The 26,451-nt window shown below is 43.5% G+C and carries 20 protein-coding genes; 9 read left to right on the forward strand and 11 right to left on the reverse strand.

The features are described from left to right. Nucleotides 1-118 precede the first annotated feature (118 nt). The 4 genes from AB6E54_RS09015 to AB6E54_RS09030 all read right to left on the reverse strand — a co-directional run bounded on the left by AB6E54_RS09015 (nt 119) and on the right by AB6E54_RS09030 (nt 4,310). Nucleotides 119-883: an amino acid ABC transporter ATP-binding protein gene (locus AB6E54_RS09015; protein ID WP_017059704.1), complete on the reverse strand. Its 765-nt coding sequence runs from the start codon at nt 881-883 to the stop codon at nt 119-121. Between the two features lie 22 nt (nt 884-905). Continuing rightward, the gene (locus AB6E54_RS09020) at nt 906-2,003 is read right to left on the reverse strand and encodes an amino acid ABC transporter permease (protein WP_017059703.1); all 1,098 of its coding nucleotides are present in this window, start codon (nt 2,001-2,003) and stop codon (nt 906-908) included. A gap of 1 nt (nt 2,004) precedes the next feature. Further along, nucleotides 2,005-3,210, reverse strand: coding sequence for an amino acid ABC transporter permease (locus tag AB6E54_RS09025; protein WP_017066316.1), 1,206 nt, complete (start codon nt 3,208-3,210; stop codon nt 2,005-2,007). A 71-nt stretch (nt 3,211-3,281) separates the two neighbouring features. Beyond that, the gene (locus AB6E54_RS09030) at nt 3,282-4,310 is read right to left on the reverse strand and encodes an amino acid ABC transporter substrate-binding protein (protein ID WP_017059701.1); all 1,029 of its coding nucleotides are present in this window, start codon (nt 4,308-4,310) and stop codon (nt 3,282-3,284) included. 480 nt (nt 4,311-4,790) lie between these two features. Between AB6E54_RS09030 and AB6E54_RS09035 the strand changes: the two genes are divergently transcribed. Then, complete coding sequence (locus AB6E54_RS09035; protein ID WP_017059700.1) at nt 4,791-5,732, forward strand: bifunctional precorrin-2 dehydrogenase/sirohydrochlorin ferrochelatase; 942 nt, start codon at nt 4,791-4,793, stop codon at nt 5,730-5,732. 187 nt (nt 5,733-5,919) lie between these two features. On the opposite strand, the gene AB6E54_RS09040 is transcribed toward AB6E54_RS09035, so the two are convergent. Continuing rightward, entirely contained in the window at nt 5,920-6,402 is a 483-nt protein-coding gene (locus AB6E54_RS09040) for a YajQ family cyclic di-GMP-binding protein (RefSeq protein ID WP_017063832.1), read from the reverse strand. A 12-nt stretch (nt 6,403-6,414) separates the two neighbouring features. After that, nucleotides 6,415-7,473, reverse strand: coding sequence for a 3-deoxy-7-phosphoheptulonate synthase (locus AB6E54_RS09045; protein WP_017059698.1), 1,059 nt, complete (start codon nt 7,471-7,473; stop codon nt 6,415-6,417). A 207-nt stretch (nt 7,474-7,680) separates the two neighbouring features. Here AB6E54_RS09045 and AB6E54_RS09050 point away from each other — a divergent pair, with 207 nt between their 5' ends. Beyond that, nucleotides 7,681-8,568, forward strand: coding sequence for a putative PEP-binding protein (locus tag AB6E54_RS09050; protein WP_017066315.1), 888 nt, complete (start codon nt 7,681-7,683; stop codon nt 8,566-8,568). A gap of 159 nt (nt 8,569-8,727) precedes the next feature. Continuing rightward, a complete protein-coding gene (locus AB6E54_RS09055; protein WP_017059696.1) occupies nt 8,728-9,213 on the forward strand; it encodes a PaaI family thioesterase in 486 nt (161 codons plus the stop codon). A 108-nt stretch (nt 9,214-9,321) separates the two neighbouring features. On the opposite strand, the gene AB6E54_RS09060 is transcribed toward AB6E54_RS09055, so the two are convergent. Beyond that, nucleotides 9,322-10,677: a hypothetical protein gene (locus AB6E54_RS09060; RefSeq protein WP_017063834.1), complete on the reverse strand. Its 1,356-nt coding sequence runs from the start codon at nt 10,675-10,677 to the stop codon at nt 9,322-9,324. A 28-nt stretch (nt 10,678-10,705) separates the two neighbouring features. On the opposite strand from AB6E54_RS09060, the gene AB6E54_RS09065 reads away from it, so the two are divergent. Further along, complete coding sequence (locus tag AB6E54_RS09065; protein WP_017059694.1) at nt 10,706-11,614, forward strand: S1 RNA-binding domain-containing protein; 909 nt, start codon at nt 10,706-10,708, stop codon at nt 11,612-11,614. 297 nt (nt 11,615-11,911) lie between these two features. Here the strand turns inward: AB6E54_RS09065 and rsmF are convergent, their stop codons facing one another. The 4 genes from rsmF to AB6E54_RS09085 all read right to left on the reverse strand — a co-directional run bounded on the left by rsmF (nt 11,912) and on the right by AB6E54_RS09085 (nt 19,261). Next, entirely contained in the window at nt 11,912-13,333 is a 1,422-nt protein-coding gene (gene rsmF / locus AB6E54_RS09070; RefSeq protein ID WP_017063836.1) for a 16S rRNA (cytosine(1407)-C(5))-methyltransferase RsmF, read from the reverse strand. Between the two features lie 149 nt (nt 13,334-13,482). Then, a complete protein-coding gene (locus AB6E54_RS09075) occupies nt 13,483-16,140 on the reverse strand; it encodes an MlaD family protein (protein ID WP_372106296.1) in 2,658 nt (885 codons plus the stop codon). Continuing rightward, nucleotides 16,127-17,410: a paraquat-inducible protein A gene (locus AB6E54_RS09080; protein WP_102333357.1), complete on the reverse strand. Its 1,284-nt coding sequence runs from the start codon at nt 17,408-17,410 to the stop codon at nt 16,127-16,129. Before AB6E54_RS09080 ends, AB6E54_RS09075 begins: the two co-directional genes overlap by 14 nt. Nucleotides 17,411-17,464: 54 nt before the next feature. Then, nucleotides 17,465-19,261: an ABC transporter ATP-binding protein gene (locus AB6E54_RS09085; protein WP_102333356.1), complete on the reverse strand. Its 1,797-nt coding sequence runs from the start codon at nt 19,259-19,261 to the stop codon at nt 17,465-17,467. Between the two features lie 89 nt (nt 19,262-19,350). On the opposite strand from AB6E54_RS09085, the gene AB6E54_RS09090 reads away from it, so the two are divergent. The 5 genes from AB6E54_RS09090 (at nt 19,351) to pepN (ending at nt 26,406) form a co-directional block, all read left to right on the forward strand. Beyond that, a complete protein-coding gene (locus AB6E54_RS09090) occupies nt 19,351-19,842 on the forward strand; it encodes a GAF domain-containing protein (protein ID WP_019823239.1) in 492 nt (163 codons plus the stop codon). 97 nt (nt 19,843-19,939) lie between these two features. Beyond that, complete coding sequence (gene proQ, locus AB6E54_RS09095) at nt 19,940-20,563, forward strand: RNA chaperone ProQ (protein WP_017057223.1); 624 nt, start codon at nt 19,940-19,942, stop codon at nt 20,561-20,563. Between the two features lie 17 nt (nt 20,564-20,580). After that, entirely contained in the window at nt 20,581-22,575 is a 1,995-nt protein-coding gene (gene prc, locus AB6E54_RS09100) for a carboxy terminal-processing peptidase (protein WP_102333355.1), read from the forward strand. A gap of 322 nt (nt 22,576-22,897) precedes the next feature. After that, entirely contained in the window at nt 22,898-23,581 is a 684-nt protein-coding gene (locus tag AB6E54_RS09105) for a hypothetical protein (RefSeq protein WP_017059686.1), read from the forward strand. Nucleotides 23,582-23,799: 218 nt separating this feature from the next. After that, complete coding sequence (gene pepN, locus AB6E54_RS09110) at nt 23,800-26,406, forward strand: aminopeptidase N (RefSeq protein WP_102333354.1); 2,607 nt, start codon at nt 23,800-23,802, stop codon at nt 26,404-26,406. The last annotated feature ends 45 nt before the right edge of the window (nt 26,407-26,451 follow it).

Below are 26,451 nucleotides of genomic sequence, written 5' to 3' on the forward strand. Positions count from 1 at the left end.
TATAACTCTTTACCATGCTGTTCAAAAAACACTCACGAAAGATCAACACGCCCTAATTATAACACTGAAAACAAAGAGGCGACCTAAGCCGCCTCTGTAGTTTATGCATCATAACACATTAGTGGTGTAAGATTTGGCTTAAGAAGTTCTGCGTTCTGTCTGATTGTGGGTTTTCAAAGAAATCGACAGGGTTGTTCTCTTCTATGATTTCACCGGCATCCATGAAGATAACGCGATCCGCGACCTCTTTAGCAAAGCCCATCTCGTGCGTTACACAAAGCATCGTCATGCCTTCTTCTGCAAGCTCAACCATTACGTCTAACACCTCACGAACCATTTCTGGATCGAGCGCCGACGTTGGCTCATCAAACAGCATCACTTGAGGGTTCATACACAAAGAGCGAGCGATAGCTACACGCTGCTGTTGACCACCTGAAAGCTGACCTGGGAACTTGTCCGCTTGCTCAGGGATTTTTACGCGCTCTAGGTACTTCATTGCAATCGCTTCGGCTTCTTCTTTTGGCATCTTTTTGACCCAGATTGGAGCCAGAGTACAGTTCTCTAATACCGTCAGATGTGGAAACAGATTGAAGTGTTGGAAACACATGCCGACATCTCTACGCACGGCTTCGATGTTCTTTAGGTCTTCCGTTAATTCATTACCTGAAACGAAGATATGACCTTTTTGGTGCTCTTCTAATCGGTTGATGCAGCGGATCATCGTTGATTTACCAGAGCCTGAAGGGCCACAGATAACGATTTTCTCGCCTTTTTTAACTTCTAAATTGATGTTCTTAAGTACGTGGAATTCACCGTACCACTTGTTCATGTCTTTCAACTCGATCATAAGACCTTGAGAGTTGTTTTCTGTCTGCTGCGTCATAATACGTCCTTGATCTTGTTAATTATCGTTTGTGACCGGTGTGAAGTCTGTTTTCTAGCCATATCGAATATCTCGACATGCCAAAACAAAACACCCAGAACACTAACGCGACAAATACATAACTTTCTGTTGAATACCCAAGCCATTCAGGGTCGGTATTCGCGGCTTGGCCAATTCCTAGTACATCAAACATACCAATAATCAAAACAAGACTGGTATCTTTAAACAAACCAATGAAGGTGTTCACAATTGAAGGAATCGTGATTTTAAGAGCTTGAGGTAGAATGATAAGCCCAGTCTTTTTCCAGTAGCTTAACCCCAGAGCATCAGCTGCTTCGTATTGGCCTTTTGGTATTGCTTGTAGACCACCTCGAATTACTTCGGCCATGTAGGCTGCACTGAATAGAACTACCCCTACAAGTGCTCGAATGAGCTTATCGGTTTCTGTCCCTTCTGATAAAAAGAGTGGCAGCATTACTGAAGCCATGAATAGAACTGTAATGAGCGGTACGCCACGCCAAATTTCGATGTATACGGTACACATACTGCGAATGATCGGCATCTCTGAGCGACGCCCAAGAGCAAGTGCAACACCAATAGGGAGTGACACTACAATACCAACAAGTGCGATGACCAGTGTAACCAATAGGCCGCCCCATTTATGGGTATCAACAACTTCTAACCCAAAGACGCCACCGTATAGCAAGCCGGCAATGATAAATGGGTAGATGTTGACGAAGAACAACCAAATCCACGTACGTTTAGGTGTTTTTTCATAAGCCAGTAAGGCTACAAAAATGGCCAACGTTGCGTAGAAGAGGCGAGGTCGCCACAGTTCAGCTTCTGGGTAGAAGCCATACATGAATTGGTCCCAACGAACGCTGATAAAAACCCAACAAGCGCCTTCGCTAGTACAGGCATCGCGTGTGGTTCCTATCCAGTCGGCACTGATGAATGCCCAATCCGCTATTGCCCATAATAGGGTGAAAGCAAAGTAAGCAAGAATCACAGTGACGACGCTGTTAATAGGTCCATTAAATAGATTTTTTCTTAACCAACCGACTGGCCCAACGGTATTCGCTGGAGGCGGAAGATCAGGTTGAAATTGATGTGTACTCATCTTATCTCTCCACCAACGCTACTTTGCGGTTGTATATGTTCATTAGAGCGGACGTTAATAGGCTCAAGGTTAGGTAGACGCCCATTGTCATCGCGATTACTTCGATAGCTTGTCCAGTTTGGTTAAGTGTTGTTCCTGCAAATACAGAGACAAGATCAGGATAACCAATGGCCATCGCAAGTGATGAGTTTTTGGTCAGGTTTAGATACTGACTGGTTAGTGGTGGGATAATGATTCTTAATGCTTGTGGAATAATGACAAGCTTTAGAGTTCTAGAACGTGGGATGCCTAGAGACATCGCAGCCTCAGTTTGCCCATGGTTTACCGCGTTAATACCTGAACGAACAATCTCAGCAATGAACGCTGCTGTATAGATACTTAAAGCGAGCATCAATGCAGCAAGCTCAGGGATTATCGTAACACCACCCTTGAAGTTAAACCCTTTCAACACAGGGTAATCTGCAGAGATAGGCATGCCCATAACAAAGTAAGTTATCAACGGTAAGCCTAAAATCAACGCAGCTGCAATTCGCAACATCGGTGTTTGTTGGCCGGTCAGTTTCTGTCTGTTCTTAGCCCAGATGTTGATAATAAACGTAGCGATAATACCGACAATCAATGATGCGATGACAATGCTACTGCCTTGCTCAAAGACTGGAGCAGGGAAGTACAACCCGCGTACGTTCAAGAAAATTGCTTCACCTAGACTCATACTTTGACGAGCAGAAGGCAAGGCTTGTAGAACGGCGAAATACCAGAAAAAGATTTGTAATAGCAGAGGGATATTTCGGAATATCTCAATGTAGACAGCTGCAAATCGGCTAACTAGCCAGTTTGAAGAGAGCCTAGCGATACCCATACTAAAGCCCAGCACTGTCGCTAGCATGATGCCGAGTACTGAAACCAAAGCGGTATTGAGAAGACCGATAAAGAATGTACGACCGTATGAGAAGGTCTCGTCGTATTCAATCAGTGTTAAGCCGATACCAAAACCAGCTTCTTGGGAGAGAAAATCAAAACCAGTGGTGATACCACGGGAATCTAAGTTTGTGAGTGCATTATTTACAATCGTGTAAAAGAAAGCACAAAGCGCCCCGACGGCGATAATTTGGAAAATGATGGAGCGAAAAGTGGGGTTGTAAAATAAGTTGGCACTTTTGGGCTGTGGCTTTGCCTGAGCTGGAGAAATAGTTTCATTAGGTTTCATACTACTATAACCTCAAATCCATTTAATAAATAGGGCGGAAAACTCCGCCCTAATTGATGCTTGAAAATTTATTAACGGATTGGTGGAGCGTACATAAAGCCGCCCGCATTCCATAATGCATTTACACCACGAGAGATTTGAAGTGGAGAACCTGTACCAACAGTACGCTCAAAACTCTCACCGTAGTTACCAACTTGCTTAATTACTTGGTAACCCCAGTCGTCGCGAATGCCAAGGCCTTTACCTTTAGGACCGTCTACACCAAGAATACGTTTGATGTTTGGATCTTTTGACTTAAGCATTTCGTCTGCATTTTTAGAAGAGATGCCGTATTCTTCCGCGTTAATCATTGCTGAAAGTGTCCACTTAGCAACGTTAAACCATTGATCATCATCTTGACGAACAACAGGGCCTAGAGGCTCTTTAGAGATGATTTCAGGAAGTACTTCTGCAGATTTAGGATCAGCTAGGTTTAGGCGAAGTGCGTATAGACCAGATTGGTCAGTTGTTAGTACGTCACAACGACCTGCGTCGAAACCTTTCGATGTTTGTGCTGCCGTATCGAATACCACTGGCTTGTAAGACATGCCACTGTTACGGAAGTAATCGGCTAGGTTAAGTTCAGTTGTTGTACCTGATTGAACACATACAGAAGCGCCATCAAGTTCTTGAGCACTTGTTAGGCCAAGTTCTTTCTTAACCATGAAGCCTTGACCATCGTAGTAGTTAACGCCTACGAAGTTCAGACCTAGAGCAGTGTCACGATGTAATGTCCATGTTGTGTTACGAGATAGTACGTCGATTTCGCCAGATTGAAGCGCAGTAAAACGCTCTTTTGCTGTTAGAGGTACATACTTAACTTTAGTCTTGTCACCGAGTACAGCCGCTGCAAGAGCTTGACAATACTCAACATCAATTCCTTCCCATTCACCTTTTGAGTTAGGGTTAGAGAACCCTGGAAGACCGGTACTTACACCACAAGTTAGAAAACCTTGAGATGTGACTTTGTCCAGAGTGCTTTCTGCCGCTGATGCCGATGTTGCCATCATCGCAGTTGATGCAGCTACTACTGAAGCAAGAAGTGTTAGTTTATTTGTCATTTGTATCCTTCCTTGTTAACCAGGTGACACCTGATACTCGTGCTCGTTTGAGTTTCTCTTATGTGTTGCGTTTTCTATGACCTTGTTGTTCAAATTAAACGAGTTGCATTTTGCAAATGAAACTGTGTGCGATTTAAACAACTGTTTATAAGGTTAGGAAAGGATCCGTAGTTTCACAAATGTATAATTTAAAAAGAATTTTGAATGAAATCACAAATCCGAACACAATTAGAATGACCAAATGTTAAGTGAATGTAAATAGTGCAACGGTTCACACTGTTGGTGCAACGAGATTTAGATTTTTATATTGATAATCGACTAGATAAATATTCTGAATAAACATCACAATGATGAAATATTAAACTTAAGAAATGTTGAAATTTGGTCAATAAATATTTTTATTACACTTCGATAGTTATGAATATGCTCCAAATTTGGTAGCATGGCTGAATAGTTATTGAAGTAGTCTCAAGGAAGAACATGCGTTATTTCCCAATGTTTTTGGATGTAGAAAATAAGCCAATCTTAGTGGTTGGTGGGGGTGAGGTTGCTTGCCGTAAAGTCGATAGCTTACTACGAGCGGGAGCGGATGTGACTTTGGTGTCTCCCAAGGTAGCGCCTTACTTAAAGCAGCTTGTGGACGAGAACAAGCTTCACTGGGTTCAAAACTTTTACTCGTCACAGATCATATCGAAAAATTACTTGCAGGTTTGGGCCACAACAGACAACCCAAGCTTGAATCACCAAGTGTATAATGATGCGAAAAAACTGGGCATTTTAGTCAATGTGGTTGACGATCTTCCTTACTGCGACTTCATCACACCTTCGATGATAAATCGCGGCAGAATCCAAATTGCCATCTCTAGTGGCGGGGCATCACCTGTTTTAGTAAGAAATATCAGAGAAAAACTCGAAACGGTATTGCCACAAAACATAGGTTTGATAGCAGACTTCGGTGCATCAAAACGCAATTCAATCAAAGAGTCATTCCCAACCGTCGACGAGCGTCGTAAATTTTGGGAGCGTTTCTTGTCATCCAGCTTTATCGAGCAGGTGAATGACAGAGAGCAGTTAGAGTCTTACTACCAGCAAGCGCTAACCGAAGGCATTGATAGCGAAGGGCAGGTCACTTGGATTGAATTCGAGCAAGATGTCGAGCTGTTGTCTATGAAGGCTTTACGTTTGATGCAGGAGGCAGAGCTCGTACTTTCACCGAGCGATTGTCCATTTGAATTTATCGACCTGTGCCGCCGAGATGCAGAAAGAGAGAGCTACGCCAACAGCGGAGAGCTATCAACAAAGCTTGAGCAAGCAAGAGCAGAGAAATTACGAGTGTGTGTGTTTATTCCACCAGCAAGCGTAGAGTTTAATCTGTTGGTCGGCAAAGACCTAAAATTGTCAGCAGCCCAAGTACTCAGTTGAGGTAATTGCTTCTAGTTGAAATGAGAGCTTTCTGGTTGTTTGAAATCGGCTAGAGGCTCGGAATAAAACTAAAGCTGGACCAGATAAATAAAAAGCCACTTCAAAAGAAGTGGCTTTTTGCTATTTCAAACACGACATTGTGCTGATGAATGAGCAACCCAAATAGGCGGTCACTCAAACTCAAAAATTAGTCGCGGAAGTTGTCAAACTGGAAAGGTTGACCAAGTTCACCGCCGCGAACTAGAGCCATAACAGCTTGTAGGTCATCACGCTTCTTACCAGTAACACGAACTTTGTCGCCTTGGATAGAAGCTTGAACTTTAACTTTGTTGTCTTTGATTAGCTTAACGATCTTCTTAGCGACATCAGTTTCAATGCCTTGCTTAAAGATAACCGTTTGGTGCCAAGTGCGACCTGTTTGGTCTGCCGCTTTCGCTTCCATCGCGTTAGGATCAACATTACGCTTCGTTAGGTTGCTGCGAAGGATATCGCGCATTTGCTTCAGTTGAAAATCGTCTTGAGCAGTCAATTTTACTGATTCATCTTTGTAATCAAAGCTTGCGTCAACGCCGCGGAAATCGAAACGAGTCGATAGTTCACGGTTTGCGTTGTCTACTGCGTTACGCAGTTCTACTGCTTCTACTTCAGAGATAATGTCAAATGATGGCATTGTGTTGTTTCCTTAAGCTAAGTTTCTATCTTTAATTGCTGTTGCAAGCATGTCTAGCATTGTTGCAGTATCTTCCCAGCTTAGGCATGGGTCAGTAATCGACTTGCCATATTCTAGGTTGTTAATGTCTGTCATTGGCTGGTTGCCTTCAATAATGAAGCTCTCTGCCATAATGCCTGCAATTTGGTTCTTGTTAGATTTAATTTGCTCACAAATGTCTTGTGCAACTTCTAACTGCTTACGGTGTTGCTTCTGACAGTTAGCGTGGCTAAAGTCTACAACCAAACGTTGAGGTAGATCGAATTCAGCCAGTTGCTTACATGCAGTATCTACAGATTCAGCGTCGAAGTTAGGGCCTTTATCACCACCACGTAGAATAACGTGACCGTATGGGTTGCCAGAAGTACGGTAAACCGTCATGCGGCCGTTCTTATCTGGAGAGTAGAAGTAGTGTGAAGCATGTGCTGCACGAATTGCATCGATAGCAATCTTGATGTTGCCGTTGGTCGCGTTCTTGAAGCCAACAGGGCAAGACAGTGCAGAAGCCATTTCACGGTGAATCTGAGATTCAGTTGTACGAGCGCCAATCGCACCCCAAGTGATAAGGTCTGCAATGTACTGACCTGTGATCATATCAAGGAATTCAGTCGCGGTAGCTAGGCCAAGCTTGTTGATATCTAGCAGAAGCTTACGAGCTTTGTTCAAGCCTGTTTCAAGTGCGTATGAACCATCAAGGTTAGGATCTGTAATCAAACCCTTCCAACCTACAACAGTACGAGGCTTCTCGAAGTAGGTTCTCATTACAACGAACAGTTCATCTTTGTACTGGTCTTGAATTTTGCTTAGGCGCTCAGCGTAATCAAGTGCCGCATCTGTATCGTGAACAGAGCAAGGGCCTACGATAACTAATAGGCGGTTATCACGACCAGTTAGGATATCTTCGATTTGGCGGCGAGAATTTTTAATGCGCTCAGCAACGTCGTCAGTAATAGGGTGTGCATTGCCTAGTTCGGCAGGAGTTGGCATAGGACCCAGAGCTTGGGTTCTCAACTCATCAGTTTTTAATGGCATGTGATAGCTTTTTTATTCTATTGCGAAGTGGTTAAGATAACGGAATTGAACAGAGGAATAAACTCTATTGAGTCAAAGTTATCTCAGTTATTGCTAATATTCTTATTTTTATCAGCAGGCCAGCGTCAAATAAGGGATTTTCACTTGTATTAACAGGCAGCTATCGGTATTTTCGTTTGAACACAACATAAAAATGCTGGAGCAGCAATGACTCAAGAAAATCAAAGCACTTTGCACCCAGAACTCGTCTTAGGTGATGTGCTGCCTTCTTACAACGATAATAATAATTCTAACCACTTATACGTTTCATTATCAGAATTAGTGATGGATCGTGTCTTCTACCACCCAAGTATCGAGAGTCACTTAGATACTTTGACTGATATTGAAAAAACGTCTTTAGAAGCGATCCTTGGCGATAAAACAGTCGATGAGCATTTTGTTTCGACCTTAGTGATTGCCATTCAAGCTGCCGTTCAGCCAAATCACACTTCTGTTCGTATCGCATTAAGCAGTGCAGACAGCTATGGATTCCGTTCGCTGCTTGGCGGGAACTGTGAAGCAGAAGAGATTAACCCTGCACTAGGTGTTCGTGGCGTTGCTCGTTACGCGACACCAGAATACAGCAAGGCTTTCGCTTTAGAATGTCAGGTTATTAAGGCATTACGTGAGCAGGGCATCAACGTTGAAGTAGTTGTGCCTTACGTTCGTGCGTTAAGCGATGCCGCTAAGATTATTGACCTGCTTGCCGAGCAAGGGCTACCACGCGGCCTTAACGGTTTGAAAGTACTGTTCTCGTGTGATGTGCCGTCTGCAGTGCTACTGAGCGAACGTTTACTGCATTACTTCGATGGTGTAGTGGTAAACGTTGATAGCTTAGCGTCTTTCACTTTAGGCGTAGACAAACACAATGAAGCTCAGCAGCACGCTTTTGATCCACAAAACGAAGCGGTTATTACCTTGTTGGATATGATTGTTAAAGCAACCCTGAACGCGAAGAAGCCAGTGCTGCTAGTAACTCAAGGCTTAGTGGATTACCCACGTCTACAAGGTTACATAGCTGATCTTGAATGCGTAGAAACGGTCGTGACTGCGTAAATCGATTAGCTTGCCTGATAAGCCGACTTAAGGCGCTAATGCTTTGAGAATGAAAGAGATATCATTGTGCGATGATATCTCTTTTTTGTAACATTTTTTTGACATTCTTATCGCTAGTCGATTAACTGGTCTGATGACTGACTTGGCTAGGTAATTCGAATGTTGACCCCTCTACAAAAAGCAAATTTCTACTTAAGCATGTTTGGCTTTTTCAAAGTCCCACTTATCTGGTTGTGCCGACCAAAACTACTCGCGTTGGACAACCAACATGTTGAAGTGAAAATCCCGCTTAGAAGGCGTACTAAGAATCACCTTAACAGTATGTACTTTGGCGTTTTGGCTGTAGGTGCGGATGTCGCGGGTGGGTTTCTTGCGATGAGCAAATCTCAGCAGCAAGGTGAAAAGATCTCGTTGGCTTTTAAAGAGGTGACGGGTAACTTTTTGAAGCGCCCTGAAGGTGATGTGCATTTCACTTGTAACGACGGTGAGCTGATCAACACTATGCTGGCAGAAACCATGTCGACCGGAGAACGGGTCAATCAACCCGTAACCATTATCGCGACTTGCCCATCTTTACATGGTGACGAGCCGATGGCGGAGTTCACGCTTACGCTTTCAATTAAGAAAGTCCCTTCAAGAAAATAGCGATTAAATAATAGATTTTGGTTTAGAAGTCATGGGTAACGTTGAAGAGATAAAACAACGGTATGTGAATGGTTTCCACATACCGTTATAGAGAACTTTATAACGGCTCTATGACTCTTGAGTGATCTGCTCAATATCAACTATTTTTGAACGGTTCATAACGATCTTCCAACGGTAGTAGGTTGGTTCGTTATCATGGTTGTTCTCTTTAATGATCAGGTTGAGAAGATGACGCTTTTCTACTGATTCGCGGCTCACTTGTCCTTCATTCAAGCGGTAGATCTTGTTTGAGCCTTTATCCATCAACCGTGTCAGCGCTCTTAGGCTGATCGATAACGTTTCACGAGTCTCCTCATAACCACTCATAAAGGTCGATGTCGACATCTCAGTATGAGAGCGGTAATGCAAGATTTGCTCTTCACGTTGTACCACACGCTTTTTACGGATCGACTGAATGCGATCTGCAAGCTTAGAAAAATTTGCGTAGTCCAACCATTCCAGTTTATGGCCTACTGACTTGTTGGTCGTTGGATCATAGTAACGACGCTTCCATTTTGGCTTGCCTTTACGCAGCCAGCGCCAAAGGATGTCTCTCAAGTCATCTTTAAAGATCTCACGCAGTGCGTAAATGAAAGACATTGCCACGATGAAAGAGGCGGTAATCTCACCAAGAAAGTCACGAGCCAAGATCACAGTAGTGGTCACGACAACCATCACCAAACCGGTCGCGATGCCTTTCACGGCACGCTTAACGTTCTTACCCATCGACGTTGTCTTTTCTTTAAGCACGATAGGGTGTTCAATCAAACGACGCAGCAAACGCATCTTGTTACTCAAGCGGGTAACGTCCTCTCGAACTCTTGCTGAGTTGTAGCGGTTCAGTTTACGGTGCGCGGTCTCTTTATCACAAAGCGTTAAGAGTCGTTCTTTAATCGTTGAATACTCACTACCTCGTGGCATGTGTGAAACTAGCGATAGGAACTTTTGCTCGGTATACCAAGATAGGTAGTTATCGATATTAGCGTAGTAGCGCTTGAGATTTTCTTCGTAAGGGATGCTTCGGCGTAGCTTCTTCAAGATATCTAAAGCCAATTCAATGACTTCATCTACTTCATCAGCCGTTACGTCGTCACTATCAGTTTTATTTAAGCTGCTGACTGCTTTATCTAACGCGATAACATATTGGTAGGCAAACAGACTCAAACTGACACGATACTGTGTTGTAGATAAGCGTCCACGTTTTGCCAAGCGACTGTGTACCAAAGGTAAAAGTGTTTTGTCACTATAGTAGGCACGTTTTTGAGTGATTGAGCTGTAGAAAAAGGCACTTTCAGAAAGCACTTCAGGAGTCAGTCCAAGTTCACCGGGAATGAATAGATAAACGTCCATGTCGAGCTTTTTGGTCTTAGCCATGGCATGGTTAATTTTAAGTGTTATCGCATCTTGTTTATCAACGGTGATCAACGATGTCTCCTAGAATGTAAAAATATGAATGAAACTAGCGAAAGCATATCAGAGATCACGTATAATCTCCGCCAAATTTAAAGTAGAGACAACCTTGATGATTAATATTGGTCAAATAAACAACTTAGAAGTAGTAAAACAAGCAGACTTCGGTGTATTCCTTGACGCGAGCGACTATGGAACCGTGTTGCTGCCGAAACGATTTACTCCTGAAGGTGTTGAAATTGGTCAAAAGCTAGATGTTTTCTTATACATAGATTCTGACAACCAGATCGCTGCAACGACTGAAAAACCAATAGCTCAAGTAGGCCAGTTTGGTTTGATGACGGTTGAAGGTGTTAACAGCACTGGTGCATTCATGAGCTGGGGCGTGAAAGGTAAAGACCTTCTTGTTCCTTTCAGCGAGCAGCGTGGCCGTTTAAACGAAGGTCAGTCAATCTTAGTATATGTGTATATCGATAAAGCATCGAGCCGTATCGTTGGTACAACGAAGTTCAACAAATGGTTAGACAACACGCCTGCGACTTATAAGCAAAATGAGCAAGTCGATCTCATTATCGCTGAGCGCAGCCAGTTAGGTTACAAAGCGATCGTGAACGGTGAACACTGGGGTATGATTTTCCCATCTGACATCATCGGTAAGCTGTTCATTGGTAAAACACTAAAAGGCTACATTAAAAACGTTCGTGAAGAAGACGGTAAGATTGATTTGTCTCTTCAGAAGGTTGGTGTGGCTAAGATGGATGACCTAAGCACTAAGGTTCTTGACCTGCTTGAGAAGAAAGGCGGTTACCTGCCTTTGAATGATAAGTCTTCTCCTGAAGTTATTTTCTCTGCATTCAGAACCAGCAAAGGTACGTTCAAGAAGACAATTGGTGGTCTATACAAATCTGGCAAGATCACTATCGACAAAGAAGGTATTAGCTTAGTTAAATAAGCGATCCTCTCGGTCAAAAAAAAGCCCAAACCTTCCTGTTTGGGCTTAGGGGAAAGGGCTCCGAAGAGCCTACGCTAATCGTTTTAATCTTTTGACTGTTAGATTGAAGTCTAGTTTAGATTCTCTAAAATGCGATTTTTCTTTTTGGAAATAGTGATTTGAATTGATATTTATATAATTAGCTGTTGATTTACAAGTGCTCGCACACTGACTTATATGGCCGATAGAATAGAAAAAGCCCAAACAATTAACGTTGTTTGGGCTTTTGTTTATCTAGCTGTATACAGGGAGAAAGCTTTAGAATAGGTTCTTATCGCGCACTAACTCGCGTGGTAAACCGTTCTTCACTCGGTTGCCAACCCATTTACCAAGGCCGATGATTGCACCATTGTACTTCACTAGTACTTCACCTTTTCCTGACAAGTTTTCAGGGCGAACATCGCGGCCCATGAACCATTCACGAGCATCTTCAATACTAAGCTCTACAACATTAGCTTCATTACCTGTTGCGAGCGTTGTCGCTACTTGGTGCTGCCAGCGGTAACCTTTTTTATGGGTTTCAGCGATCTTGATTCCCATGCGAGAAAAACGGAACTCACCGATCATCGGCTCTAGCGCTTCTGGGAATAGCCAAACGTCTTTGTCGCGAATCCAAACCTGAGTATCGCTTGGCAATTCGATATCGAGAGTACTCATTAGTTGTTCAGCGACTTCTTGCTGAGTTTTCTTTGATGCTTTTTCAAATGGGAATTTACCCATACGTTTTTTAACTTCTGGTGGAGTAACAGACGCTAGTTTACGGATACGTGCAACAAAGAAACCTTCAGAGTCATAGACCTGTGGGAAGATGTGAAGAAAGCCTTCTTCTGTCGTGGTTGCTTTTGCGTTGTCGAATAGTGATTCCAGAGATTCGAATTCAACCGCATCACCAAAGGTTTCTTTTAGGTGATGACACACTTGTTGGTTCTCTTCGGTGCTAAGCGTACACGTTGAGTAAACCAAAACACCATTAGGTTTAAGAGCATGGAATGCACTTTCAATCAGATCTTTTTGCGTGTCGGCAATGTCGACCACTGATTGATACGTCCAGTTCTTCATCGCATCGGCATCTTTACGAATGGTGCCTTCGCCAGAGCAGGGTGCGTCTAGCAACACAGCATCAAACTGTTCTGGTAACCAACCACCAAAAACTCGACCGTCAAAGTTACTTAGAGCGGCATTACGAACGCCACAACGTTCGATGTTAGCGTGAAGGACTTTCACACGGCTTGCTGCATACTCATTGGCAACCAATACACCGCGATTATTCATTAGCGCAGCGATTTGCGTTGTTTTAGAGCCGGGTGCAGCCGCAGTGTCTAGCACCGCTTGGTAATCAGCTTCGCCTTGGAAAAGTGCCGAGGGTGGCATCATCGAGCTGGCTTCTTGGATGTAGAAAAGACCAGACATGTGTTCTGCCGTATTACCTAGTGGCGCTTCACTTTCGTCCGCTGTAATCCAAAAGCCCGTTTCACACCAAGGTACAGGTTCCAGTTCCCAGCCTTTCTCTTTTGCTCGTACTAGGAAGTCTTCAACACTGATTTTCAATGTGTTGATTCGAATACTTTTACGAAGTGGTTTTTGGCATGACGCAACAAAAGAAGCCATATCTAGATGACTAGGCATGATTGCTTCGATGTGCGTTAGGAATTCTTCAGGAATATATACGTTAGCGTGCAAAAGAGTATCTCGATTTATTGCATTAATGCGGGGAGTTTAAAGCAAAATGAGGCCGTCCTAAACCATATTTGCAGCAAACAACAAAAATGCAGCCTAATGGCTGCATTTTGATGAAGAATTAATCTTCCAGAAACGTCAGAGAGTTCACTCTATGGACGAGGAATTGCGGTTCTCCATGATTTCCACTCATCTTCGGCTTGAGGATAGAGGTAGAAAGACTGATCTTCGCTTGCTACTGGTTGAAGTTCATTTGTCGGTGGCGTTGAGAAGGTAATACCACCTCTTAACAAGCTGTCTACCGTTCCGGCTTTGATGTTTGCGCCTGACAGGCCGATAGAGACATCGACGCCCGACACGTTCCAGAACACGGTGTTTGCGCGGATTAGATACGCGTAGTCAGGTTCTATTTGAATCGTAGATATGATGCGATCAGCAAACTCGCCCAGCTGAACATCTATAACACTGCCAATTTCTAGTTCACGGAATAGGATAGGTGTACCTTCAGATACTGAGCCGCGCGTTTCGCTTTGCAGTTGGAATATCTTGCCTTCAGGCTGCACAGGTCCTTTGCTAAGCTCAAATTTCGTGTTTCTTTCACCTTTGCCCGGGTCTACGTTGATGTGTTTAGAGAGCAGCGCAGAGACGTTTTTGATGCCATTAAGGCCAATCTCAGGTTCTGCCAACCAGAAGTGACTGTTCGTCACGGCAATCTTGTCGACGTACTCAGGTAAAATACGCGCAGTAATTTCAATGCCGCCCTTGTTGAAGTTCGGAATCACCAAAGTAACCTCACCAACAGTGACACCTTGATATTTGATCGCCATGCCCTTGTTGACTTCTTGATCGCCAGAAGAGGTGATAGTAATCGCGCGGCCAAATTTTCGAGCGGATTTCGAATCTTTATAAAGCTTCCACACATCGCCGAGTTTGTTGTCGATTCCTGGCAGAGAGTCAAAAGCAATACCGCCTTGGATAAGGGTTTTAACTGGTGCCGCTTTAATGCTGATACCCGATAGCGACGCATCAACCTCAACGCCTGATCGGTTCCAGAAAACAGTGTGCTTGTTGAGTAAGTGCGTGTAACGATTTTCGATTGTGACTTTGATTCTTACGCCACCGTCGGCAAGCTGAAAATCAGAAATACTACCCACTTGTAGGTTGCGGTAGAGGAGTGGACTGCCTTTAGAAATTGAAGGTAACTCACTGGCAAACAAAGAAAGTGTCTTTGAACCAGACTGATTAAACTTAGCAATTTCTGCTAACGACTTACTTTGGAAAAGTTGGTAGTCCGTTCGAGCTTCAGATTTACCTTCACTCACAAAGCTAATCGAGCCGGTAAGAAGCTGTTTTGCTGGTGGGACCGTAACACTCAAGCCTGATTCGGTTAGCTCTGCAGTCGCACTACCTGTCACAAAGAAACGGTTGTGGCTTTTGATAAGGTGCGCGTACTCATTATCGATAAGTGCATCCATGAAGACTTCGTGTTTATCAGAGCCCGTACCAACACCATCAACTAATCCCACATGGATGATAGAGCCAACGGCAATGCCTTTGTAGAGAAGTTGTGTACCGACATCTAACCCGAACGAATTGTTCGACGTTAAGCGAATCGCAACGGATTTCTCTTGTTCCTGACTGAATTCATTTTTGCGGATTGCAGTAAATCGACGCGCCTTTTCACCTTCACCCGGTACCAAGGTTAAAAAGTTACCTGTCACTAAATTGGCAATGTTTTTCATGCCAGTAAGCGACAGTTCAGCCTCTTCTAGAACGAATTTACTGCCGCTGTTTAAAAAGTCACTGAATGCCGGTTGGATAGCGGCAGATGCAACGACGTTTTCACGCCCTTCACTTAGCGATAAATCAGTGATTTGACCGATTTCAATGCCGCGATACATGATCGGAGCACCCGTTGCACTGATTTTATTATCATCGGGAACGGCAATCTTGATAGAGATACCTCGACCCGCTGTTTTCAGATCTGGGTAGAGTTTGAACTTAGTATTCATCTCAACCGGTTGGCCTTCTCCTGGAGAGTCGACCGCAATTGAACCGCCAAGCAATGCACTTAGGCTCTCTAAGCGAACATCAACACCAGAAAAGCCAATACTGGCACCTAAGCCACTGACATTCCAAAAACGGCTTTGGTCGGTAATGATATGGCTGTATTCATCTTTAATCGACGCTTGAATCGTAACGGATTTCGCGTTGTCGTTTAACTGGTAGTTGTAAACCTCACCAATTGGGATTTTACGGTAAACGATTTGAGAACCAACAGATACGCCACCCAGATCTTTGGTCGTCAGTGAAATATTCAAACCTTCAGAAGCCAGTAAATCAGAAGGGGAGGATTCTAACGCTTGGAAAACGGTTTCTGGGTCTTGTTTGGTTTCGCTCGGGTGGATAGCAATATAGTTACCTGAAACAAGCGCGTCCAATCCTGAGATACCCGACAAACTAGCGGTTGGTTTTACTAGCCAAAACCGTGTGCCTTTTGAGAGTAGCTTCTTCGCTTCTGGGTAGATGTCAGCATCGACATAGATGCTCGATAGATCTTTGGATAAAGTGATGTCACGCACCATACCCACCTCTAAGCCTTGGTAACGAATCGTTGTTCGACCTGCGACTAAACCTGCGGCATCTGAGAAGTATATCTGCACACGTTGTCCAGCATCGTGTATCGATTTCATGACCAACCAACCGGCTAAGGCGACGGTTAATATCGGCAGAATCCACAAAGGTGAGATGCCTTTGTTTTTCCTTACTTCTGGTGAATATGACGTTTGTGATTGGTTATCGTTGTTCATTCACTGACTCATCTTTAGAGGTGTAGTTATCCCAAATTAGCCTAGGATCTAAGCTTTCCGCTGCTAGCATCGTGAGAACAACCACGACGCCAAAAGCGACTGCACCATAACCTGGTGTAAAGTTTAAAATTTGTCCGCGGTCGACCAAGGTCATCATGATCGAAATAACGAATAGATCCATAACCGACCATTTTCCCACCCATTTCACGATGAAATAGATGGTCATACGTTGTCTGTGGTAAATCGTACGCTTCATCTTGATACAGATTAAGATGTACGCGAGGCCCAGTATTTTCGCGACGGGAACGACGATACTGGCAATGAAAATGATCGCTGCAATGCCATACATATCGCTATTTATTAGCGACGCGACACCGGAAATTATTGTGTCTTCTAGCCTTTGTCCGTTGGTGATAAGGATAGAAATCGGAATGACGTTGGCTGGCACAATAGCCACGGATGCGGCAAATAGCAGAGCCCAAGTTTTCTGTATAGAGTAGGGCTTGCGGTGATATAAGTCATGGTGACAACGCACACAAGTATGACCGTCAGGCTGAGATAGGTGACAGTTGTGACAGTGTACGTTCTTACTCTCAGCAAAAGAGTATTCGGATTCTTTTGCCCAAGCTTCCCAGTAGCGACGTACACTGATACGGCTTACTAGTAATACGCTGAAAAGCTGCAGAAGAATCAGGCCAATCAAACCAGGGCCGACGAAAATGTCAGAGTAATCTTGCAGTTTGAAACATGAGACCGCCAAACTTACCAGAAACACATCCAACATCATCCAATGTTTGAGAGTCTGAATAATGGCTAATGCATAACGAAAGGGTGTAAAGATCTTAAGACGCAGTGATGCATGAGTGATGAGTACCGAGGTGCACACGAGCAACGGAGCGATCGAACTGCAGAACAGGATCAGCAAACCAAGTAGAGGAAAGCCTTCGCCCATTAAGGTAAAAACACCCGATGGTAACGTCGCGGGTATCATGACGCCAATCAGGCGAATACTGATGAATTCAAAAAAGTGCGATGGGATAAACAGCAATAAGCAGGTAATTGCGATTGCTAGGTTTCCAGAGAGCCTAGGGGTACCGCCTCTATAAAGCTGAGTTCCGCATCTTGGGCAGTAAGCTGATTTCCCTAAAGGGATGTCCATTTTATCTACGGGAAGTTCGCAGCCCTGGCAAAGACGCACTGAACTGCTGTCGCATTGGTGTTTTGTTGATAAAGGGTTGGTTACGGATGGGGAGGTCACGCGACCTCCCAAGTTGAAACGTAAGTTAGGTTAGCAACCCGACTTAAAGACTCAGAGCCGCAAACATCAGGCGTGCGATTGCACACTGCCGTAGAGTGTTTGATAGAGTCCTTGTTGTTCAACCAATTCACCATGTGTTCCCGTCTGTGTGACTTGTCCATCTTCTAAAACATAGATTAGATCGGCTTGTTTCACCGCTGATAATCGATGAGCCACTATCAAAGTTGTGCGATCTTTCAAAAACTCGCTCAACGCTTTATGCAGTGCTGACTCTGTTGCTGTATCGAGTGCAGATGTCGCTTCATCAAGAATAACAAACTTAGGATTGCTCAGCACCATACGAGCTATTGCTAAGCGTTGTCGTTGACCACCAGACAGTCGAACGCCATTCCTACCAATTTGTGTATCTAAGCCATTGCTCAGTTGCTTGATGACATCTTGCATTTGAGCGACTTCAAGCGCACGCCACAACGACATTTCGTCGTATTCAGCACCAAGGGTCAGATTATGCCTTAATGTATCGTTAAAGAGTATAGGTTGTTGTAAAACAACGGCAATTTGATTGCGTATTACATCAAAGCTGATGTCATCGGTTGTTTCACCGTTATAGCGAATGCAACCTGAGTCTGCTTGGTAAACCCCAATCAGCAACTGGATTAACGTAGATTTACCCCCTCCACTCGCACCGACCAAAGCGACTTTTTTACCTGCAGGGATGTGCAGCGATAGCCTATTTAAAACAGTGTTTTCTAATGTGTAAGAGAATGTAACGTCTTCGATGTCGACTGTCACTTCTTGATCTTCAGTAAATGGGTTCACTTTACTGATAGGGCGCTTCTCTTCTTCTAACTGAAGAAGATCGTTGATGCGTTGCAGTGCCGCTTTCGCGCTATACCAAGAGAATTGAATCCCTAGTAGCTCTTGAACTGGGCCTAACATGAACCACAAGTAGCCAAATACCGCGAAAATCTGACCAATGGTTAAGTCACTGAATAACACCATTAGCATCGCGACGGCACGGAAAAGCTCGAAACCTAATAAGAAGAGTAGAAACGAAACACGGCCAGCAGCTTCAGATTGCCAAGCGTATTTGTCGGCGTCGATTCTTACTTGGTTTGCTTGAACCTTAAGCTCATCGAGAAAGATACGCTCTTTATTCGCCGCGCGCAGTTGGTAAATGCCATCTAAGGTTTCCACCAAACGGTTTTGAAAGCGCTCAAAAGATTGGTTTTCGTATTTCTTAAGGTGTTTGACCCTGCTGCCTAGTTTACGGGAGAAATAAATCACAACAGGATTGACCAGTAAAATGAACAACCCTAAACGCCACTCTAGCCACAACAGCACGATCGCTGTACCGAACACGGTCAGGAAGCTGATGATAAATTTAGAAAGAGTCGAGCCAATGAACTTATCTATTGTCTCTATGTCTGTTATTAGGTGGGCGTTGATACCGCCGCTGCCTTTGGTTTCGTATTGTCTAATACTGATGCGACCAAGCTTATCTATCATCTTGCTGCGCATTTGATAGGTAATTGTTTTGGACACAAGCGTAAACTGACGCCCTTGCAGAATGTTCAACGCTTGGCTAACGGAGCGCATGATAATCACTAACAACAAAGTTAGTGCTATATAGCCAGTCGGTGTTTGTAATGAAGATGGAAGTAGGTGGTTCATCATCTCTAAGCCAGAAGCAGGCTTATCAAGTAATACTTCATCAACCATTAATGGCATGAGCAACGGGATAGGGACACTGATGAGAGTTGCAAGTATGGCAATAATGTTAGCAAACAGTAATTTGGACTTGTGTTTTTTTACTTGAGTTATTAACCAAGAACGGCTAATAGTGTCTTCTGAATTGTTCATTGTAATGAGAATAAGTCCTATTTAGTTTGATGACCGCATTCTACTGCGTTCTCTTGATAATGGAAGTCTCAATTTAATTGGAAGTTAATATGAAAATAGAACATTACCAACGCTTAACCAAACAAGCCGTTGCATTAATTGAATCAGAAACCGATCTAACTGCTAATCTTGCTAATATCAGTTCTTTATTATTCATGGAATTGGATGAATTGAATTGGGCGGGTTTCTATTTAATGAAGCAGGATCAAGCTAAGGAAAAAGACGAACTTGTACTGGGTCCTTTCCAAGGTCAACCTGCTTGTGTGCGAATTCCGGTAGGGCGTGGAGTGTGTGGAACTGCGGTTGCGACGAATACAGTTCAGCGCATTCATGATGTTCATGAGTTCGAAGGTCACATCGCTTGTGACGCTGCAAGTAACTCAGAAATCGTTATTCCGTTCTCGATTGGCGGAAAAATCGCGGGCGTTCTTGATATTGATAGCCCAAATGTTGGTCGTTTTTCTCAAATTGACGAGGACGGATTGACATTTTTCATGGCAGAAGTGGAAAAGCTGCTTAATTCGCACGCGAACAAGGCATAAATTATTCTCTTACTGTGGTTTTTCCCAAGCATCTCTCTATAATACGTAAAAATATTTTCTTAATGCTCGCGGAAAACCGCAAAAACCAGGAACCCACATGGAAAACACTGAAAAGTTAAAAAACAGCAAAGAAGTTATCGCATATATTGCTGAATGTTTCCCTAAATGCTTTACTCTAGAAGGTGAAGCGAAGCCACTTAAAATTGGTATTTTTCAAGATCTTGCTGAACGTCTAAATGAAGACGAAAAAGTAAGTAAGACTCAGCTTCGTGCAGCGTTAAGACAGTACACATCATCATGGCGTTACCTGCACGGCGTAAAAGCTGGCGCAGAACGTGTTGACCTAGACGGCAACGCGTGTGGCACACTAGAAGAAGAGCACGTTGAACACGCTAAAGCTACACTTGCTGAAAGCAAAGCGAAAGTTCAGGCTCGTCGTAAAGAACAAGCACAAAAAGCTCGTGAAGAAGGCAAAGCGAAACCTAAGGCGAAGAAAGCTCAACAGCCTCGTCGTCAAGCGCCTAAAGCACCAAAAGTAGAAAAGCCTGTAGAAACACGCGCTTTGAACGCTGACGAATTCATCGCTGGCAAAGAAGTAAATGTGAACATGGGTAAAGGAAACATGGCTGCGACCATTGTTGAAATCAATAAGGAAGATGTGCGTGTTCAGTTAGCAAACGGCCTACAAATGGTTGTTAAAGCGGAGCACTTGCGCGCTTAAAGGAGATACTCCTACGCATGAAATGCCGTTCAAAATTGACACTGATTGCTGCTAGCTTTTGGCTAGCAGCTTCAGCTCAGGCTCTTGAAGCCAAATTAGATCAGGACGATTTACCTCTACTCGCTCCTGAGGTCCAACACGAAACTGCTAGTAAACGTGTTACTTCTCGATTTACTCGTTCTCACTATAAACACTTCAATCTCAACGATGATTTCTCTCAAGCTATCTTTAATCGTTACTTAGAGATGCTGGATTATAATCGTAATATCTTCACTCAAGCTGATATTGACTCTTTCGCTGCGTCATCTATACAAATTGATGATCAACTGAAAGCAGGCAATAACCAGATTGCATTCGATGTTTATAATTTGTCTATGCAGAAGCGTTTTGAACGTTTTCAATATGCATTGTCTTTGCTAGATACAGAGATTAAGTTTGATACCGATGAAAGTATTGAGCTCAATCGTAGTGAAGCTGAGTGGCCAAAAGATATCGCTGAAGTGAATGAGCTTTGGAGAAAACGCGTTAAATATGATGCGTTGAATCTAAAACTTACTGGTAAAGAGTGGCCAGAGATTCAAGAAGTTTTGGAAAAGCGTTACAACAATGCGATGAAGCGTATTACGCAATCGCATAATGAAGATGCTTTCCAGATCTACATGAACGCATTTGCGCGTGAAGTTGATCCTCACACAAGTTACCTTTCTCCAAGAAATGCAGAACAATTCCAATCTGAGATGAACCTATCTCTAGAAGGTATTGGTGCTGTGCTTCAGATGACAGACGACTACACCGTTATTCGCTCTTTAGTTGCTGGTGGCCCTGCGTCAAACAGCAAACAATTGAGTGATGGAGACCGCATTGTTGGTGTTGGTCAAGATGGCGAAGAAATTGTTGATGTTATCGGCTGGCGTTTAGACGATGTAGTACAACTTATTAAAGGCCCTAAAGGGACCAAAGTTAAGCTACAGATCTTGCCAGATGGTAAAGATGCAAAAAGTCACGTTGTCACAATTGTTCGCGATAAGATTCGTTTAGAAGACCGCGCTGTTAAATCAGAAGTGATCGAGAAAGACGGCAAGAAAATTGGTGTATTAGAAGTACCAAGTTTCTACGTTGGCCTTTCTAAAGATACCGATAAACTGATCACCGAGCTTAAAGAGCAAGGTGTTGAAGGTATTATTGTTGACCTCCGAAACAACGGTGGTGGTGCACTGACTGAAGCAACTGAACTCTCTGGTTTGTTTATCAAAGAAGGACCTGTTGTTCAGGTTCGTGATAGCTACGGTCGTGTCAAAGTGAACAGCGATACTGATGGTCAAATCAGTTACCAAGGCCCGTTAACGGTATTGGTGAATCGCTACAGTGCTTCAGCGTCTGAAATCTTTGCAGCAGCGATGCAAGATTATGGCCGTGCAATTATCTTGGGTGAAAACTCTTTCGGTAAAGGTACGGTGCAACAGCATCGCTCTTTGAATCATATTTATGATTTGTTCGATAAAGAGTTAGGCTACGTTCAATACACAATCCAAAAATTCTACCGAATCAATGGTGGTAGTACGCAAAACAAGGGTGTAGTACCTGATATTGCTTACCCAACGCCAATTGATCCTGCAGATACTGGTGAAAGTGTTGAAGACAACGCTCTTCCTTGGGACAGCATCGACAAAGCGAAGTACTCAGTGTTACAGCGTAACGATGAGCAGATCGCAGCGTTGACGGCTAAACACGAAGCTCGTATCGCAACAGACATGGAATTTGGCTTTATCGCGCAAGATATTGAAAAATATAAGGCAGATAAAGACGACAATGACCTTTCTCTGAATGAAAAGGTTCGTCAACAAGAGAGTGATGATGCGGATGCGCTTCGTCTAGAGCGTATTAACCAACGTCAAAAAGCCGCTAAGTTAGAGGCATTTAAAACGTTGGATGATATTCCAAAAGACTACGAAGCCCCGGATGCTTATCTTGATGAATCAGTTGCTATCATGCTGGATATGATCAAGAAATAAACAAAATACCTGTTATAAGGTGATTGTTTAAAGACGTACTATTTGAAAAGCGAGCTTAGGCTCGCTTTTTTTGTATCTGTGTTCTTGCCTCGAATAATGTCATGTTAACGGCATGCTTCCTCGCTTTTTAACTTGCTGCAGAACCACTGTTATTTGATTTTCGGCTGTGAAGTACACTGTAAAAATAACTAAACTTAAGTATTATTTTTCGAGTGATAATGACATTTAAGTTACTTCGCACTTAAAATTTAGTGACTTAGATCATATTTTTTCGCTTTCTATTCATTACGTGCCTAAGCTTAAAGAAAACGAGGGGACGCTTATGAAATGGATTCTACTATTTTTATCTTGTTTAAGTTTTGTGGCTTTTGGGAGCGAGGTCGCTTCGAGTAGCCAACAATCAAAAAGTGATAGTAATCTATCTCATTTTGACCTTCCTTTGCTGCTTGGTGATTGGTATTTGATGAATCCTGATCCTGAGCAAGGCACTGAAAACTTTAGAGCGATCAAGCTCACTCTTGATTCAAACTACTCATTCACTATCGATATCCAAAAGAAAGACTACAGTGTCGATCATTGGGAAGGTTTGTATAACGCCAATGAAGACACGATTATTTTGGGTTTGAATACCTCAGAACCTCAGGTTTACGCGTACAGCAGTAATCACAACATGCTGAATCTTAACGGTGTTATGTTCACCAAGGCCTTGCCAAATGCATTGGCGGGAATCTGGTCCAGTGCCCAACTGTCTGGAAGCGATCTACGTGCGAGTAACATTCAAAAAATGGATTTAGTCCTTCAGCCGGACTTTATATTCATGTTCCGAGTATCAGATGAAGAAGGTGGTGAAGTCATTCGTCGCGGGGTGTATTACACAGAAGGCGATCAACTAGTGTTACTTTATGAGAACGGTGAACACGGCACTCGATATACACTGAACAGCGATGTGTTAACGCTGCAAGGTGAAGAGGGAGATATGTTTGCGGTACTCAATCGCATTCGATAATCGTGAGTTTTAGCAGTAACGGCGTACTCGTTGATAATATTGTGCACAGTTCATTTCTTAGGCGTTCCTGTCTGATTTGATTGATAAAATAGCAAAACATGGAGGCATTTTCTTACAATGCCTCCTTTTTTTAATATTCCCCTTGTTTTATTGGCGCTCAACCTTTAGATATATACAGTTAAAAAATAATTACGTATAACGATCAAAAGGAACCCGTCATGGCACATACACCTCAAGCCAAGTATCGTAAAGATTATCAATCACCATCTCACACGATTTCTGAAATCGATCTTACTTTCGATTTGTACGATTCAGCATCCATTGTTACGGCTGTTTCTAGTGTTAAGCAGGAGAAAGACAGCACGACATTAGTACTTGATGGTGAAGGCTTGAAGTTGGTTTCTGTTTTGGTTGAAGGCAACGAATGGACTCAGTACGAGCAGTCTGAAACTCAACTTACGCTGAATGACCTTCCAAAAGAATTTACTCTAACCATCGTTACCGAAGTTAACCCTGAAGGGAACAGTGCACTTGAAGGCTTGTACAAGTCGGGTGGCGCGTTCTGTACTCAATGTGAAGCTGAAGGTTTCCGCCGTATCACTTACTACATGGATCGCCCAGATGTGTTGGCGAAATTCACTACAACGGTAATTGCAGACAAAGCAGAGAACCCATTCTTATTAAGTAATGGTAACCGTGTAGATGAAGGTGAAGCTGAAAACGGTCGTCATTGGGTGAAGTGGCAAGACCCACATCCAAAACCAGCGTACTTGTTTGCTTTAGTAGCGGGTGACTTTGATGTACTTCGTGACGCATACACTACACAATCGGGTCGTAAAGTTGACCTAGAAATCTTTGTTGATAAAGGCAATCTAGACCGTGCGAGCCACGCGATGGTTTCTTTGATTAACTCAATGAAGTGGGACGAAGAACGTTTCAATCTTGAATACGACTTAGACATCTACATGATCGTAGCCGTTGATTTCTTCAACATGGGTGCGATGGAAAACAAAGGCTTGAACGTATTCAATTCGAAGTTCGTTCTAGCAAACGACCAAACTGCAACGGATACAGATTACCTAGGTATTGAAGCAGTAATCGGCCATGAATATTTCCACAACTGGACAGGTAACCGAGTGACGTGTCGCGATTGGTTCCAGTTAAGTCTGAAAGAAGGCTTAACGGTATTCCGTGACCAAGAATTCTCATCTGATCTTGGTTCTCGCGCAGTAAACCGTATTAACAATGTACGTATCATTCGCGGTCCACAATTTGCAGAAGATGCTAGCCCAATGTCTCATCCAATTCGTCCAGAAAAAGTGATAGAAATGAATAACTTCTATACTTTGACAGTGTACGAAAAGGGCAGTGAAGTGATCCGTATGATCCACACATTGTTGGGCGAAGATGGTTTCCAAAAAGGCATGAAGCTGTACTTCGAACGTCACGATGGTACGGCTGCAACATGTGAAGACTTCGTCGCGGCAATGGAAGATGCGTCGGGCGTTGACTTATCTCAGTTCCGCTTATGGTACAGCCAGTCTGGTACGCCGACGCTGTCTGTTGAAAGTAAGTACGACGCAGAGAAGAAACAGTACACGTTAACAACTCGCCAAGTAACAGCGCCAACTCATGAGCAAACGGAAAAGCAGGCTCTGCATATTCCTCTTGATATCGAGCTGTACACAGCTGCGGGTGAAGTTGTTGAGTTACAATGTAACGGTAAGCCAGTTCATAATGTATTAGATGTGAAAGAAGCAGAGCAAACGTTCGTGTTTGAAAACGTTTCTGAGCAACCGATCCCATCATTACTTCGTGAATTTTCTGCGCCAGTGAAATTGGAATATGACTACTCAGATGAAGAACTGATCTTCTTGATGGTGAATGCTCGCAATGAATTCTCTCGTTGGGATGCGGGTCAAATGCTATTAGCGAAGTACATCCGCAGTAACGTGGAGAAAGTTCAGCAGGGTCAAGCGTTTGAGCTTTCTGATTCTGTTGTTGATGCATTCCGTGGCGTACTGCTGAGTGATTCACTAGAGCCTGCGTTTATTGCAGAAATGCTTTCTCTACCAAGCCACAATGAAGTATCGGGTTGGTACGAGCGCGTTGATATTGATGCGGTCGCATCGGTTCTTAACTCAATGAAAGTCACACTAGCTGCAGAACTTGAAGACGAGTTAGCGGCGGTTTATCACAGCCACGCACTAACAGAATACACGGTCGATCACGATTCGATTGGTAAGCGTACTCTACGTAAAGTTTGCCTAAGTTACTTAGCACATACAGAGCAGGGTAATGACTTGGTTGTTGCGATGTACCAGCAAGCAAACAACATGACAGATACGATGGCAGCAATGGGCGCGGCAAACAGTGCACAACTACCATGTCGTGAAACCTTGATGGTGGATTACAGTGACAAGTGGAAACACGATGGTCTTGTTATGGATAAGTGGTTTGCATTGCAAGGTACAAACCCAAGTTCAAACGCACTTGAAGTGATCAAAGCGTCGATGTCGCACCAGGCGTTCAGTTTGAAGAACCCGAACCGTACCCGTAACTTGGTCGGTTCATTCTTAAACATGAACCCGGTTCAATTCCACGACAAGTCTGGTCAAGGCTATGCATTTGCAGGCGAGATCTTACGTGAACTGAACAGCAGCAACCCGCAAGTGGCTTCACGTCTGATTGATCCACTTCTTAAATTCCGTAAGTACGACGATGAACGCCAAGCTCTGATCAAAAAAGAACTAGAGACGTTAAAGAACATGGACAACCTAGCAAAAGACTTGTTTGAGAAAGTGACGAAAGCACTAGAGGCTTAAGTCAGCGCGCATTCAGGTAACTGTTTGCTAATAAGCGGTTTACTA

This window comes from Vibrio sp. 10N.247.311.49 (assembly GCF_041467655.1).
Taxonomy (GTDB): domain Bacteria; phylum Pseudomonadota; class Gammaproteobacteria; order Enterobacterales; family Vibrionaceae; genus Vibrio; species Vibrio crassostreae_C.

Excerpts from the sequence above, each read along its gene's own strand:
- AB6E54_RS09015 (WP_017059704.1), bottom strand. The coding sequence starts at position 883 with ATGACGCAGCAGACAGAAAACAACTCTCAAGGTCTTATGATCGAGTTG.
- AB6E54_RS09020 (WP_017059703.1), bottom strand. The coding sequence starts at position 2,003 with ATGAGTACACATCAATTTCAACCTGATCTTCCGCCTCCAGCGAATACC.
- AB6E54_RS09025 (WP_017066316.1), bottom strand. The coding sequence starts at position 3,210 with ATGAAACCTAATGAAACTATTTCTCCAGCTCAGGCAAAGCCACAGCCC.
- AB6E54_RS09030 (WP_017059701.1), bottom strand. The coding sequence starts at position 4,310 with ATGACAAATAAACTAACACTTCTTGCTTCAGTAGTAGCTGCATCAACT.
- AB6E54_RS09035 (WP_017059700.1), top strand. The coding sequence starts at position 4,791 with ATGCGTTATTTCCCAATGTTTTTGGATGTAGAAAATAAGCCAATCTTA.
- AB6E54_RS09040 (WP_017063832.1), bottom strand. The coding sequence starts at position 6,402 with ATGCCATCATTTGACATTATCTCTGAAGTAGAAGCAGTAGAACTGCGT.
- AB6E54_RS09045 (WP_017059698.1), bottom strand. The coding sequence starts at position 7,473 with ATGCCATTAAAAACTGATGAGTTGAGAACCCAAGCTCTGGGTCCTATG.
- AB6E54_RS09050 (WP_017066315.1), top strand. The coding sequence starts at position 7,681 with ATGACTCAAGAAAATCAAAGCACTTTGCACCCAGAACTCGTCTTAGGT.
- AB6E54_RS09055 (WP_017059696.1), top strand. The coding sequence starts at position 8,728 with ATGTTGACCCCTCTACAAAAAGCAAATTTCTACTTAAGCATGTTTGGC.
- AB6E54_RS09065 (WP_017059694.1), top strand. The coding sequence starts at position 10,706 with ATGAAACTAGCGAAAGCATATCAGAGATCACGTATAATCTCCGCCAAA.
- AB6E54_RS09075 (WP_372106296.1), bottom strand. The coding sequence starts at position 16,140 with ATGAACAACGATAACCAATCACAAACGTCATATTCACCAGAAGTAAGG.
- AB6E54_RS09085 (WP_102333356.1), bottom strand. The coding sequence starts at position 19,261 with ATGAACAATTCAGAAGACACTATTAGCCGTTCTTGGTTAATAACTCAA.
- AB6E54_RS09090 (WP_019823239.1), top strand. The coding sequence starts at position 19,351 with ATGAAAATAGAACATTACCAACGCTTAACCAAACAAGCCGTTGCATTA.
- proQ (WP_017057223.1), top strand. The coding sequence starts at position 19,940 with ATGGAAAACACTGAAAAGTTAAAAAACAGCAAAGAAGTTATCGCATAT.
- prc (WP_102333355.1), top strand. The coding sequence starts at position 20,581 with ATGAAATGCCGTTCAAAATTGACACTGATTGCTGCTAGCTTTTGGCTA.
- AB6E54_RS09105 (WP_017059686.1), top strand. The coding sequence starts at position 22,898 with ATGAAATGGATTCTACTATTTTTATCTTGTTTAAGTTTTGTGGCTTTT.
- pepN (WP_102333354.1), top strand. The coding sequence starts at position 23,800 with ATGGCACATACACCTCAAGCCAAGTATCGTAAAGATTATCAATCACCA.